Source organism: Fodinicurvata fenggangensis DSM 21160 (genome assembly GCF_000686045.1).
Taxonomy (GTDB): domain Bacteria; phylum Pseudomonadota; class Alphaproteobacteria; order Kiloniellales; family DSM-21159; genus Fodinicurvata; species Fodinicurvata fenggangensis.
Genome location: NZ_JMLV01000007.1, coordinates 71,525 through 85,124 on the forward strand (window position 1 = coordinate 71,525; position 13,600 = coordinate 85,124).

11 protein-coding genes and 1 tRNA gene are annotated in these 13,600 nt (G+C 62.8%); 2 read left to right on the forward strand and 10 right to left on the reverse strand.

Annotated elements, in window-relative coordinates:
• Positions 1–48: 48 nt before the first annotated feature.
• The 6 genes from BP38_RS0110985 to BP38_RS0111010 form a co-directional block, all read right to left on the reverse strand.
• Positions 49–1,140 (reverse strand): ABC transporter ATP-binding protein, encoded by a 1,092-nt coding sequence (locus tag BP38_RS0110985; protein ID WP_026987761.1) that lies wholly within the window; start codon positions 1,138–1,140, stop codon positions 49–51.
• 122 nt (positions 1,141–1,262) lie between these two features.
• Positions 1,263–2,339, reverse strand: a complete 1,077-nt coding sequence (locus BP38_RS0110990) for an ABC transporter substrate-binding protein (protein ID WP_051609262.1) — start codon at positions 2,337–2,339, stop codon at positions 1,263–1,265.
• A gap of 43 nt (positions 2,340–2,382) precedes the next feature.
• On the reverse strand, positions 2,383–3,264 hold the full coding sequence (locus BP38_RS0110995) for a succinate--CoA ligase subunit alpha (RefSeq protein ID WP_026987763.1): 882 nt from the start codon (positions 3,262–3,264) through the stop codon (positions 2,383–2,385).
• Entirely contained in the window at positions 3,264–4,385 is a 1,122-nt protein-coding gene (locus BP38_RS0111000; RefSeq protein WP_026987764.1) for an ATP-grasp domain-containing protein, read from the reverse strand. Before BP38_RS0111000 ends, BP38_RS0110995 begins: the two co-directional genes overlap by 1 nt.
• Positions 4,386–4,401: 16 nt before the next feature.
• On the reverse strand, positions 4,402–5,178 hold the full coding sequence (locus BP38_RS0111005; RefSeq protein WP_026987765.1) for an enoyl-CoA hydratase/isomerase family protein: 777 nt from the start codon (positions 5,176–5,178) through the stop codon (positions 4,402–4,404).
• A 34-nt stretch (positions 5,179–5,212) separates the two neighbouring features.
• On the reverse strand, positions 5,213–5,965 hold the full coding sequence (locus BP38_RS0111010) for an enoyl-CoA hydratase/isomerase family protein (protein ID WP_162175154.1): 753 nt from the start codon (positions 5,963–5,965) through the stop codon (positions 5,213–5,215).
• A 495-nt stretch (positions 5,966–6,460) separates the two neighbouring features.
• On the opposite strand from BP38_RS0111010, the gene BP38_RS0111015 reads away from it, so the two are divergent.
• Positions 6,461–6,991: a DUF1440 domain-containing protein gene (locus tag BP38_RS0111015; RefSeq protein WP_026987767.1), complete on the forward strand. Its 531-nt coding sequence runs from the start codon at positions 6,461–6,463 to the stop codon at positions 6,989–6,991.
• 42 nt (positions 6,992–7,033) lie between these two features.
• Here BP38_RS0111015 and BP38_RS0111020 read toward each other — a convergent pair.
• The 4 genes from BP38_RS0111020 to BP38_RS0111035 all read right to left on the reverse strand — a co-directional run bounded on the left by BP38_RS0111020 (position 7,034) and on the right by BP38_RS0111035 (position 12,008).
• Positions 7,034–7,109, reverse strand: a tRNA-Ile gene (locus BP38_RS0111020).
• A gap of 82 nt (positions 7,110–7,191) precedes the next feature.
• On the reverse strand, positions 7,192–9,288 hold the full coding sequence (rpoD, locus tag BP38_RS0111025) for an RNA polymerase sigma factor RpoD (RefSeq protein ID WP_026987768.1): 2,097 nt from the start codon (positions 9,286–9,288) through the stop codon (positions 7,192–7,194).
• 61 nt (positions 9,289–9,349) lie between these two features.
• Positions 9,350–11,308 (reverse strand): DNA primase, encoded by a 1,959-nt coding sequence (gene dnaG, locus BP38_RS0111030; RefSeq protein ID WP_026987769.1) that lies wholly within the window; start codon positions 11,306–11,308, stop codon positions 9,350–9,352.
• Positions 11,309–11,552: 244 nt separating this feature from the next.
• Positions 11,553–12,008 (reverse strand): GatB/YqeY domain-containing protein, encoded by a 456-nt coding sequence (locus BP38_RS0111035; RefSeq protein WP_026987770.1) that lies wholly within the window; start codon positions 12,006–12,008, stop codon positions 11,553–11,555.
• A gap of 314 nt (positions 12,009–12,322) precedes the next feature.
• Here BP38_RS0111035 and carA point away from each other — a divergent pair, with 314 nt between their 5' ends.
• Positions 12,323–13,540 carry a glutamine-hydrolyzing carbamoyl-phosphate synthase small subunit gene (gene carA / locus BP38_RS0111040; protein ID WP_026987771.1) on the forward strand — a complete coding sequence of 406 codons (1,218 nt, stop codon included), beginning with the start codon at positions 12,323–12,325 and terminating at the stop codon, positions 13,538–13,540.
• Positions 13,541–13,600 lie beyond the last annotated feature (60 nt).

Here is a 13,600-nt window from a genome sequence, read left to right on the forward strand (position 1 = left end):
CCCGGGACATCCTTGAGACTATTGAGCCCATCATCTTCCCATTCTTGCTCATTCGTCCGGAAGCACGACGGCACGCTCTGAGGCCCATCCCAGACGCAGGGACTCACCGTTCGCCACAGATGCCCCTGTCTGGGTCAAGGACTTGGTAAAGAGCCGCTGGTCGGATCCGATGGTGAAGAAGCTTTGCGTCGTACTGCCGCTCATGACTTCTTCACTGAAGCGGGCCTCGAGCACATTCTCCGCGCTTTCTCCCTGGGCAAGCACCCCGATCGTTTCCGGTCGGACCATCATGCGCACATCCTGGCCGATGGTAAGGTCATGGTCGCTCACCCCGCGCACCCGGGTACCGTCTGCAAGATCGACCAGCACGGTTCCGTTGTCCTGTCCGGCCACGCGTCCGCTCAGCAGGTTCGCCTCACCAAGGAAATCGGCTGCGAACACAGTGCGGGGCCGAAAATACAATTCCCAAGGCGTACCCAACTGCTCGATGCGCCCCTCACGCATCAGGCAAATGCGATCGGACATGACCAGGGCTTCTTCCTGGTCATGGGTGACATAGAGCACTGCGATATTGAGCTCCTTGTGCAGGCGTTTGATTTCAAGCTGCAACTGCTCGCGAAGCTTCTTGTCGAGCGCACCGAGTGGCTCGTCCATCAGGATGACAGACGGTTCGTACACCATGGCGCGTGCGAGCGCGATGCGCTGCTGCTGCCCTCCCGATAGCTGACGCGGATAGCGCGTCGCGACATGCGGGAGCTGGACAATCTCCAGGACGCGCTCCACCGCATCCGTGATTCGGTCTTTCGGCCACTTGCGCATCTTCAATGCGAAGGCGATGTTGTCGAAGATCGTCATATGCGGAAACAGGGCATAGTTCTGGAAAACCATCCCGATATCCCGCTTGTACGATGGCAGGAAGGTCGCCAGCCTTCCATCGATGTGAATCTCGCCGCTGTCCGGCTCGTTCAAGCCGGCAATCGCCAGCAGCAAGGTCGTCTTGCCGGAACCGGAGGGCCCCAGGAGAGTGAGAAACTCACCATCCGCAAGGTCCAGATCGGCCCCCTCCAAGGCAACGAGGTCACCGAATGTCTTACGGAGCTGACGAACTTGAAGTTTCTGCTGCACCTGTGAGGTGGTCATTTATACATCCCCGTCGCGGGTAGCGCCGCAGCGAAGCTGGGACAGCCTGTAAAGAAATCGCCAGGGAGGGACGATGCCGGAGTTTCACCGACATCGTCCCGGACACTGCGAAGTGCTGGACGTTACGAAAGGAGCCATTCGTTGAAGCGGCTTTCTGCTTCTTCCTTGTGCTCGCCCCACCAACCCTGGTCGGCCAGTGTCATGCGCTTCAGGTTGTCAGGGGCCGTGGGCAGGAACTTGGCCCGTTCCTCCGATATGTAATCATAGGCCTTCGGGTTGGTCGGCCCATAGGCGAGCTTGTCCGTGAAGGCCGCCTGTCGTTCCGGATCGGCACAGAACTTGATGAATTCCCGGCCCAGGTCTGCCTTGGGATTTCCTTTCGGAATGCTCCAGCCCTCGATGGAATAGAGTCCTTGATTCCATAGAATGCCCACCGGTGCATCATCGTCGATTACGGTCTGTGCGCGACCGTTCCAGGTCGGCAGCATGTCAACTTCACCGCTCGCCAACAGCTGACTGGTCTGCGCGCCGCCTGTCCACCACACATCGACATGCTCGCGGATCTCATCCAGCTTGGCCAATGCCCGGTCGATATCCAGGGGATACAAATCCTCCATGGCCACGCCATCCGCCATCAGGGCGATTTCAAGCGTGTCGATGGGGCTGCGCCGCAGGGCCCGCCGGCCCGGGAAGTTCTCCACATCCCAGAAATCAGCCCAGGATTCGGGCGCCTTATCAGGAAATGTGTCGGTGCGATACGCAAGGATCGTGGCGTAAACATCCGTGCCCATCCAGACATCGGTTCGAGCGTCGGACATGATATTGTCCATATGCTCCCCGGACCAATCCAGTTCCTCCAGTAGGTCGCGATCGCCCAACAGGACCTGGTCGGCCTGCGTGACCGTCACCACATCCCAGCTGTAGGAGCCTGTTTCCACAATGGATTGCACCTGGCTTGTCGGCTGGTGTTCCCGGGCCGTGTTCGCAATCGTATGGCCCGTAGCCTCTTCGAAGGGGCGATAGAAGGCTTCTCCGAACGCGGCTTCGAACGGACCGCCGGGATCGGCAACCGTTAGACGTTCCTGAGCCAGAGCGTTGAAAGGCAGGCCCATGGAACCCACCGCAACGCCGGCCCCGGTAGCGAGCAGCATTTCCCGCCGGGTCAGCGGGAAAACCTTGTTATATTTCGTCCTAGACATGATTTGTACTCCCAATCCTTTGTTATACTTGTGGAATCAGTATTCAGCCGACCCCAGCCGGGGCCATGACGCGCCGCAAGGCCTCACCGATTCCCATGACATCATTGACTACGCTTGCACCCGCAGTCTGCAAAGCGGCGCGTTTTCCGGGTACATTCTCTTCGGGTGACCCGAGCATGGCCCCCGCATGTCCCATGCGTTTGCCGGGCGGTGCATGCAGCCCGGCTATATAGGCGACCACGGGCTTGCGCATCCGGGCCACCAAATCGGCGGCATCGAGTTCGCTGCGCCCGCCGATCTCGCCGATAAGGACGACAGCCTCCGTATCGGGATCCGCCTCGAACAGTTCCAGCACCTCGCCATGGCTCATCCCCACGACGGGATCACCGCCGAGACAGGCAACTGTGCTTTGCCCCAGGCCGTGTGCATTCAGGGTCTCTATGACCTCATAGGTCAGCGTGCCGCTCTTCGAGACGATGCCTATGGGGCCGCGGCGCAGAAGCGCCGCATTCAGGTCCGACAGGTTCGCAAGGCCCGGGCTGATACAGCCCGCCGCGTTTGGTCCCAGAACCCGAACGCCGCGACTGCGGGCATATGCCGATACCCGAATCGCGTCCATGACCGGGACACCCTCGGTATAGACAACCAGGGTGGAGACCCCTGCATCGATGGCCTCAAGCGCCGCCTCGCACGCCAAAGGAGCCGGAACGGATACGAAACTGCAGTTTGCCCCCGTTGCCGCCACGGCCTCGTAACAGGACGCGAACACAGGGATTTCACTGACCTCTTCGCCGGCCCGTTTGGGCGATACACCGCCCACGAGCGGACTCTCCTCCGAGCGCATCTTCTGTGCCAGGTTGCGCCCGGTATGTCCTGTGATGCCCTGAATGAGGATCCGGCTGTTTCCGTCAACGAGGATCGCCATCAGACCAGCTCCCTGGCTTGTGTCAGCGTCTCGATGGCCGGACCCAGGTCCTCGAAGACATCGAAACCCTGGTCAGAAAGGAGGGATCTCCCGACATCGCTGTTCCTGCCCTTGAGCCGCACGAGGACACGCCCCTCGAGGGGGGCAATACGTTGCGCTTCGATCATCATTCTCGCCAGCTCGTCGCACAGGGCGGTGTGCATATAGGCATTGAGGAATGTTGCCCGTGGCCCTGCAGCGACGACGGCCTGGAAGACCCTCCCCAGCACCTCTCCACCGGCAAGAACAGAGCCTCCCAGATCCACCACCGCCCTGACACGGAGCTTGGCTTCACAGAGGATATCCAGCGTGGCCATCATCAGCCCCGCGCCACTGACGACGGCAATGATATCCCCGTCGGGATCGATCTCGATCCCCACTGCGCCGGCGTCCGCCACGGCCTGTTCAAACGACGAGCGACGAGATGCCGAGGACTCACTTGCCCCTTCCACGGGATGACGGCGAAAGGCTGCATTGTCGTCCAGGCTGACTTTGGCATCTGCGGCCACGACGCTTCCGTCAGCAGACACCACAAGCGGGTTAATCTCTACCAGTTCGGCGTCCTCGGACAGCATCAGTGCATAGAGCGCGTGGACCACCTCTACCAGCTGCTCGCCCGTCTGACCCTCGACACCCAGCCACCGGGCAACGGCGGAAATATGAAAACCGCGAAGGCCAAGAAACGGATGTATCGGCAGGCGCAGCAAGGAGCCTTCAGGGGCGTCCTCGACATCGATGCCGCCTTCGGCAGACGCAAGCAGTACCGGACAGCGACGGTCGCGGTCGATTGCAAGGGCGAGGTAAATTTCACGAGCTATATCGAGGCACTGCTCCACATAAATCGTGGCAGCCGTCTCGCCTTCAAAAGACAGGGATTCCATCTCCTGGACTGCCTGTCCGGCTATCTTGCGGTCATCGGCGAAACGGATACCGCCGCGCTTGCCGCGCTTGCCTGAAGCGACTTGCGCCTTGAGCACGAATGGGCCGGCACACTCTGGAATCTCGGGCCAGAGAGCTCCCTTTGGAATGGGAATTCCGTATCGATGGAAGAGCGTCTTTCCTTGGTATTCGAGCAGATCCACAGCGCAATGCCTCCTGTCAGGCGTTCTGCTTACGCTTTTCACGCTCGGCGAAGAATGCCTCCATCATGCGTTGCGGCTCCCCACTGGCATAAGCCTCCTTCTGGTTCCGGCTGCCGGCTGCAAGGGCATCCTCGAACCCGGGCTGGGTCATCTCCGCAAAGCGACGCTTGTTCAGTGCCATTGCGACCGGAGGCTTCTCCGCCAGTTCGCCAGCCACTTCCATCGCCTTGGCATGAACCTGGTCGGCGGCAACGAGGTGATGTATGAGGCCAATATGATGGCACTCCTCCCCGTCCATCATGCGCCCCGTCAGTGTGAGTTCTATGGTGCGCGACAGCCCCAGCATCTCCTTCATGAGCCAGGGCCCCAATGTGCTGGCGATTCCCGAGTTGATCTCGGGCTGTCCCATCTTGCTGCCCGCATGGCCGACGCGGATGTCACACTGCAGGGCCACCTGGAATGCGGAACCGGCAGCCACTCCGTTCAGGGCGGCAATCAACGGCTTCGTCATGCCGCGTATGGCGCTGTAGAGGGCACGCCACTCCTCGACCCATTCGCGCGCACGCTCGGTATCGAACGACTTGGTCTCGTTCAGGTCCTGTCCGGCAGAGAAGGCACGCTCTCCCGCCCCGGTCATGATCACGGCGCGCACCTCTTCATCCGCATTCATTGCCTCGAGGGCCGCCGCGAGCTCCCGGCGCATCGGCGAATGCCAGGCGTTCAGCACATCCGGGCGGTTCAACGTGATGATGCCCACCTTCCCTTCTGTACTGACCTTCAGAAATTCATACATTCTTGCCTCCTAGGGTTAGCGTTTGTTCTTCGCCTTATCGCCGCGCTTCGAAGAAACGAGCCATCTGGGCCTGCGGTTCCCCGGTGGCGATGGCTTCCGATTGGTAAGAGACAGCAGCCGTTTCGGCCTCGGACAGGCCACGGCGCATCATGCCTCTCAGCATCTCCAGGGTCAGTCGCATCGCGACCGGAGGTTTCTCTGCGAGATGGAGGGCCATGGCTTCGGCGCGCTCCATCAATTGGCCAGGTGACCTGGTCTCCTGCACGAGTCCCCATTCACTGGCCTCTTCTGCGGTAAAGACGCGGCCGGTGAGCACCAGCTCCCGCATCCGGGCCTGGCCGAGATGGGTCTGCAACAGGTAGCTCCCGGCGATGGCGGGCAGGCCCACATTGATCTCCGCCATCAGGAACCGGGCCGTTGGCACGGCCACGCGCAGGTCCGCCATCAGGGCAAGCTGCAATCCCGCGCCCGCGGCCGTGCCATTGACCGCCGCAACGATGGGTTTCCGACATTGGCTGACGGCGGCAAAGAAGCGTTGCCAGGTATCCATCCAGGCATCACCACCATCGGGAGAGAGCTGGCGGCTTTCATTCAGGTCCTGCCCGGCACAGAACGCGCGCGCGCCCTTGCCGGTCAGAATGACCGCCCTGACCTCATCATCCTCGGAAGCAGCATTCAGTGCCTCCACGATGGCCGTTCGCATATCCGTATCCAACGCATTCAGCCGCTCTTCACGGTTCAGCGTCAGACACAGCAGCGCGCCTTTGCGCTCGATTTCAACTCCCAACACAGCCTCGTTATTGAATAGCAATAATCATTATTGTTGTTCAATTACTATGGCGTGCCTTGTCTTGCGCTGTCAATCCTTTGCAACGAGTCATTTTTCGGGATGATATGAAGCGGCACTCGGAACTGAAAGTCCTGCCAGCCGCAGCCTTTGCCGTCCCATTTGCCGGAACGTCGCGCTAGTCCAATAGTGCGTTGGCATCAACCTTCGCTGCGCGGGAGAAATAATAGACGAGCGTTCTCCTGATTTTGTCGGAGTAGTCTGTCCGCCTCAATCCAGTTGCAGGCAAGCTCCATCATGGCCTCGCCCCCATGGCCTTAGGACCTGAGCGAGGACCAGACGGAAAAGGATGGACCGTAACGACCAGTGCTTTGAGGCGCTCATCTGATACCTCGCAGTGTGGCCAACGAGCAGGCATTTGTGTAGCCTAAAGTTGTAGTACTTTCCACAACGTACCGTGCTGGTGTGCGGTTTAGCGACGGGGTGAAATGATTCATGAAGGGGGATGGGACTATCCGCAGAGGACAATCGAGCCACAGCCTCAATCAACTGATCGGCGCCGGGGTCGCTGCTGGCGTTATCTCTGCGCTTGTGAAGTCAGGCGTGGAGACGCTGCTGCCCCCTAGACTGCCAGACGCAGTCCCTCCGCCCATCGGCCTGCTTGAACTGCTCGGCTTCGATGCGACGGGGATGACCTACCGGTTCTCGGACCAGGTCGTGAACTGGGGCGGCAACGGAGTACATATTCTGTTCTCGGTGGTGATCGCCGTGATCTATTGCCTGCTGGTCCAGGCCAAGCCCATTTTTCGCGCGGGACAGGGCATGCCCTTTGGCCTGGCCATGGGGCTGGGGGCACACATTCTCGTGCTGCCGATCATCGGCGTCGGCCCGATGTTCTGGACCATCCCTTTCGAAGGCTATGTCTCGGAAATCGTCGGCACGATCATCTGGATCTGGACGATCGAATGCGTTCGACGTGCCCTCCTGGCCGACAGCCAATCCTATTTAAGATCTATCACCCATTAATGGGGTACAGCCGCCAACTCAACTATAGTTTGCAAGAATAAGTGGTGGGCCCGGCAGGATTCGAACCTGCGACAACACCGTTATGAGCGGCGCGTTCTGACCACTGAACTACGGGCCCGTGGGGGCGGCATTTTGCCGTTTCCGCCAGAGGGTTCAAGAGATTTTCGGCCGCCCCGGGTTTCAGGGCGGCCGATCTTGGATCAGGTGTCCAGGAAGGAGCGTAGCTTGCGGCTGCGGCTGGGGTGCTTCAGCTTGCGCAGGGCCTTGGCCTCGATCTGCCGGATGCGTTCGCGGGTCACCGAGAACTGCTGGCCCACTTCCTCCAGCGTATGGTCGGTGTTCATGCCGATGCCGAAACGCATGCGCAGCACGCGTTCCTCGCGCGGCGTCAGACTGGAGAGCACCCGTGTCGTGGTCTCGCGCAGGTTTGACTGCACCGCCGAATCCACCGGGATGATGGCGTTCTTGTCCTCGATGAAATCGCCCAGGTAGCTGTCCTCCTCGTCGCCGATCGGCGTCTCCAGGGAGACCGGCTCCTTGGCGATCTTGAGCACCTTGCGCACCTTGTCCAGCGGCATCACCAGGCGTTCGGCCAGCTCCTCCGGGGTCGGCTCGCGGCCGATCTCGTGCAGCATCTGCCGGCTGGTGCGCACCAGCTTGTTGATGGTCTCTATCATGTGGACCGGGATGCGAATGGTGCGCGCCTGGTCGGCGATGGAGCGCGTGATCGCCTGCCGGATCCACCAGGTGGCATAGGTCGAGAACTTGTAGCCGCGCCGGTACTCGAACTTGTCCACCGCCTTCATCAGGCCGATGTTGCCTTCCTGGATCAGGTCCAGGAACTGCAGCCCGCGGTTGGTGTATTTCTTGGCGATCGAGATCACCAGGCGCAGGTTCGCCTCGACCATCTCGGTCTTGGCCTTGGTGGCCTCGCGCTCGCCCTGCTTCACCGTGGTGACGATGCGGCGGAACTCGCTGACGGGCAGCCCCACCTCGGCCGAGATGTCGCCGATCTGCTCGCGCAGCTGGGCCACCTCGTCGGCTTCGCGCTCGGCGAACTTCTTCCAGTTCTTGTTGATCTCGGCGACCCGCGACAGCCAGTTCGGGTCCAGTTCGTGCCCGTAGTACTGCTTCAGGAAGTCGCCGCGATCGACCTTGCTCTTCTCGGCCAGGCGCAGCAGGCGCCCCTCGAGCGTGACCAGCTTCTTGTTGTGCTCGTACAGGTTCTCGACCAGCTGCTCGATCCGGGCATTGTTGAAATGCACCTTCTCCATGTGCTCCACCAACTGGTGGCGCAGCTGGGTATAGCGCTTTTCGGCCTTGGCGGGCACGGCCTCGCCGGCCTGCATGTACTTCAGGCGCTCTTCCTGGGCGCGCGACAGGGCCACGAATGTCTCGGAAATGGCATCCAGCGTCTCCAGCACCTGCGGGAAGAGTTGCTGCTCCATGGCCGAGAGCGAGATGGAGCTTTCCTCCTCGTCCTCTTCCTCGGACTCGCCTTCGGTGGCTTCCGTTTCGGACTCCTCGCCCTCCGCGTCCGTCTTCTTCTTCGGCGCTTCCTTCTGGGCGTCGTTTTTCTGGGCCCCGTCCTTCTGGGCCTCGTCCTTCTGGGCCTCGTCCTGGACCACCTCTGCCTCGTCGGCGCCCTGCTCCTGCACGGCTTCCTCGGCCTTGGCCGCGGTCTCCAGCGCCGCCTCGGCCTGCGGATCGCCGGCCTCGGCCGCACCGGGGTCGGCGCCATAAGTGGCATCCAGGTCGATGATGTCGCGCAGCAGGATATCGCCCTCGACCAGCGCCTCGCGCCAGGACAGCAACGCCCGAATGGTCAGCGGACTCTCGCAGATGCCGCCGATCATCTTTTCGCGGCCGGCCTCGATCCGCTTGGCAATAGCGATCTCGCCCTCGCGGCTCAGCAACTCGACGGAGCCCATCTCGCGCAGGTACATGCGTACCGGATCGTCGGTGCGCGCGGCGTCGGCATCGTTGATGTTGCCGCTGACGGCCTCGCCTTCTTCGCTTTCCTCGACGGCCTTGGGCTCGGCCTCCTCGCTCTCCTCGTCCTCGATCACGCTGATCCCGCTTTCGGACAGCGTGGCCATGACGTCCTCGATCTGTTCCGAGGACACCTGGTCGGGGGGCAGGATCTGGTTCAACTCGTCATAGGTGACATAGCCGCGCTCCTTCGCGCGCGCCAGCATGCGCTTGACGGCCGCCGTGACCTTGTCGCCGAGGGCGCCTTCGCCACCTTCCTCGGTGGCTTCCGTCTCTTCGCTGTTTTCCTTCGTCTTGGTCGCCATTTACACCCTCACCAGAAAACCAAACAGGCGGCTATACCGGCCCGGACACGGGCCGCCCCTGTCAGTCATCCGAGTCCTTCTTTTCAAAGCGATTTATGATGCGCGGATGCGCCGTCGAGTCTTCCGCTGCGGAAATCTCCGCTCGCATGCGTTCGAACTGCCCTTCCGTCTTGCCTTCGACACTGCCGTCACTGGCTCCATCGTCCTCGGCCAAGCTATGCTGAGCCCGTTTCCGGATTTCCTCGCTCTCCTGCGCGCCCCGCACGGCTTCGCCCGTGCGTTTCAGCCAGTACTCCATCCTGCGCTGCACCTCTACGGAAGAGGCCTCTTCCGTCAGGAAAGGTTCATGCAATACGACAGAGGCCTCCGAAAGCCCTTCGAGAAGCCCGGAAAAACCCTGATCGCGTAGGTGGCACTTAATCTGTGAAGAGTCAAGGTCCACGGGCTCGGCCAGAAGGTCCAGAAGCGCCCGGCGCAGGCTGTCCAGGTCCGCGGCCCCCAGCTCGGCCATGGCCAGTTCCTCGGCACGGGCCAGGGCCGCCTGGGGATAGTCCAGGGCCAGGGCCAGCAGCACCTGGGCCGGACGCCGGCGCAGAGCCGCCTGCGGCGACGGCAGGGGACGGCTGCGCACGACCGCCTGGCCCCAGTCCGCACGACCGCCCTTCTGCCACTGGCCACGCGGGCGGCCGCCGCTTCCGGCCCCCTGCTTATTGCGGCCGCCCTGGTTGCGCGCCCCGTACCCGCCCCTCTGCGGTGCGAAGAGGGCGTCCAGTCGCTCGAAGACATCGCGGCGATAGGCCGAACGCACGGCCGGGTCCTGGATGGCATCCACCTGCTTCAGCGCGTCGTGGCGCAAGGCCGCGCGGCGCTCGGGCGTGTCCAGACGCCGGCTGGCCACCTGGATGGACCAGAGCAGGTCGGAAAGCGGCTGCGCCTGGTCCAGCAGGCCCTTCAGGGCGGCCGCCCCGCCCGATTGCAGCAGGCTGTCCGGATCCTCACCCGGCGGCAGGGTCGCAAAGCGCAGGCTGTGCCCCGGCTTCAGCAGCGGCAGGGCGCGTTCCGACACGCGGCGCGCCGCACGCTGGCCCGCCTCGTCCCCGTCCAGGCAGATCACGGGCTCCGGCGCCATGCGCCACAGCCCCGCAAGCTGCGCCTCGGTCAGCGCCGTGCCCAGGGGGGCCACCGCTGCGGGAAAGCCGGCCTGGGCCATGGCGATCACGTCCATGTAGCCCTCGGCCACGATCAGCTCCGCGCCGTCCCGGGCGGCCTGGCGGGCCTGGTGCAGGTTATAGAGCACCTGCCCCTTGTGGAACAGCTCGGTATCGGGCGAATTCAGGTACTTGGCCTTGGCATCCTGGGCCATGGCGCGGCCGCCGAAGGCGATGACCCGTCCCCGGCGGTCGGTAATGGGAAAGATGATGCGGTCGAAGAAATAGTCGCGGGGCTCAGAGCCGTCCTCGGGCTGCTTCAGCAGGCCCGCCGCGATCAGCAGGCGGTCGTCCAGGCCGCGCGCATTCAGGGCCTGGCGCAAGGCGCCGCGTTGGTTGGGGGCAAAGCCCAGACGAAAGCGTTCCAGCGTTGCCGGCTCCAGGCCGCGCCCCTGAAGATAGCTTCGCGCGCTGGCGCCCTCGCCGGAGGACAATTGAGCCTCGAACCAGCGGCAGGCTTCCTCCAGCACCTCCTGGATGCCGGCACGGCGCTTCTCGCGGGCATGGCTCTCCGGCCCCGTGCGGGGAACCTCCAGGCCGCACAGCGGGGCCAGCTTCTCGATCGCCTCGCGGAACTCCAGCCCCTCGGTCTCCATGACGAAGCGTATGACGTCGCCATGCGCACCGCAGCCGAAGCAGTGATAGAACTGCTTGTCGTCATTGACCGTGAAAGAGGGTGTCTTCTCGTTGTGAAAGGGACAGAGGCCACTGTGTTCCCGGCCCCGACGGGTCAGGCGCACGCGCCGGCCAACCACCTCGGAAACAGGCAGGTTGTCACGCAGCCGCTCTAGAAAATCCGTGTCGAAAGCCATGGCCCCGTTTCACCGGTTGCATCGAGAACGGGCCTTTATGCCCCATCATCCAGGCCGTGGGAACGCCCGTGCATTAAAGATGGGGTCCCGGCCGTGGCTGCGGAAGACCCGATCGGTCTTTCTTTCATCCACCGCCGGGGGGACAGCCTGTGGGTAAGGCTGTGGACAACACCAGGACAAACGGGCCGCTAAGCCAGCTGTACTGCGCCGCCCCGGCAGTGTGGAAAAACGCAGGCCCCAACTATCAGGACAGCTGCTGCTTCACCATCTGGCTGGCGCGCGTGAAGTCCATGCGCCCGGCGTGACGCTGCTTCAGGGTTCCCATGACCTTGCCCATGTCCTTGACGCTGTCAGCCTCCAGCTCGGCAATGGTCGCGTCCACGGCAGCCTGGACTTCCTCCTCGCTCATGGGCTGGGGCAGGAAGCGCTCGATCACCTTGATCTCGGCCTTTTCCTTGTCGACCAGGTCGCCGCGGCCACCCTTCTCGTAGAAATCGACGGACTCCTTGCGCTGCTTCACCATCTTCTGAAGCATCTCCAGGATCTGGTCCTCGTTCAGACCGTCGCTGTTGCCCTCGGTCCGGGCCTGGATATCGCGGTCCTTGAGGGCAGCCAGGATCAGACGCACCGTCGACAGGGTCGTCTGGTCCTTGCTTTTCATGGCTTCCTTCAAGGCGGTGTTCAGTTCCTCGCGCAACATGACCGCGCATCTCCTTGCATTATTGCACCCATGCCGAAACCGGCTCCGGCGTCCTGTCCCAACTACATGAGATTGAAAGAAAAATTCGCAACTACCTGGTGCTTGACCCTTGCCGGTCCGTGACGTAAAGACAGCGCCTGAAAGCTTGTGGCCACAGGCCTGTCACGCCCCTTGCTCCGCCCCCGGCCGATCCCTACTGGTCAAGGCGGAAAGGCCCTATATAGTAAAGCCGGGGGGCAACGCAACAGCTTTGCCACTCCACCCGTGGGGACGGCCGCACGGGCTTGGCCAATGACACAGGACGAAAGCGACCCATGGACGACAGTCAGACGACCAGCAGCCCCGCAGCCCAGGCCTTTCCGACCGGGGCTGGACAGCGCCCCGAGGGCGCGACAGCGGCGGTCGTCCTGGCCGACGGAACGGTTTTCTGGGGTAAGGGCATCGGGGCCGCCACCCACAAGGTGGGCGAGATCTGCTTCAACACCTCCATGACCGGCTATCAGGAGGTGCTGACCGACCCCTCCTACGCCGGCCAGATCATCACCTTCACCTTCCCGCACGTGGGCAATGTGGGGGCCAATCCCGAGGATGTGGAGACCACCACCGCCGCCGCACGCGGACTGATCCTGCGCGCACCGGTGACCGAGCCCTCGAACTGGCGTGCCGCCCAGCACCTGGACGCCTGGCTGAAGTCCCAGGACCTGCCTGGCATCACCGGTGTGGACACCCGCACCATGACCCGGCGCATCCGCGACCTGGGCGCGCCCCACGGCGTGATCGTCCATGCACCGGACGGCAAGATCGACCTTGAGGCCCTGCAGAAACTGGCCGCCGACTGGTCGGGGCTGGAAGGCATGGACCTGGCCGCCGAGGTGACCTGCCGCCAGACCTACAGCTGGGACCAGACCACCTGGACGCTGGAGCAGGGGTATGGCCGGATGACCGCACCGCGCTATCACGTGGTCGCGGTCGATTACGGTGCCAAGCACAACATCCTGCGCTGTCTTGCCGCGCTCGGCTGCCGCGTCACCGTGGTACCGGCCCAGGCCACGGCCGAGGACATCCTGCGCCACGAGCCGGACGGCGTCTTCCTGTCCAATGGACCAGGCGACCCGGCGGCCACGGGGGAATACGCCGTGCCCACGCTGCAACGCCTGATGGAGAACGAGAAGCTGCCGATCTTCGGCATCTGCCTGGGCCACCAGTTGCTGGCCCGGGCCCTGGGTGTCGAGACCGAGAAGATGCACCTGGGCCACCGCGGCGGGAATCACCCCGTCAAGGACCTGGCCACCGGCAAGGTGGAGATCACCAGCCAGAACCACGGCTTCGTGGTCAAGGACGACAGCCTGCCCGACAACGTGGAAGCCAGCCACGTCAGCCTGTTCGACGGCACCAACGAAGGCCTGCGCGTCAAGGATCGCCCGGTCTTCTCGGTACAGTACCATCCCGAGGCCTCGCCAGGTCCCCAGGACAGCCATTATCTGTTCGAGCGTTTCTTCGAGCTGATGGACAACGCGCTCACGAAAGCGTGAAGCGCCGGTTTTCCGGAGACCTCTTGTCTCAAGGCGCTGCAGCCCAATTTCATGGGGAAC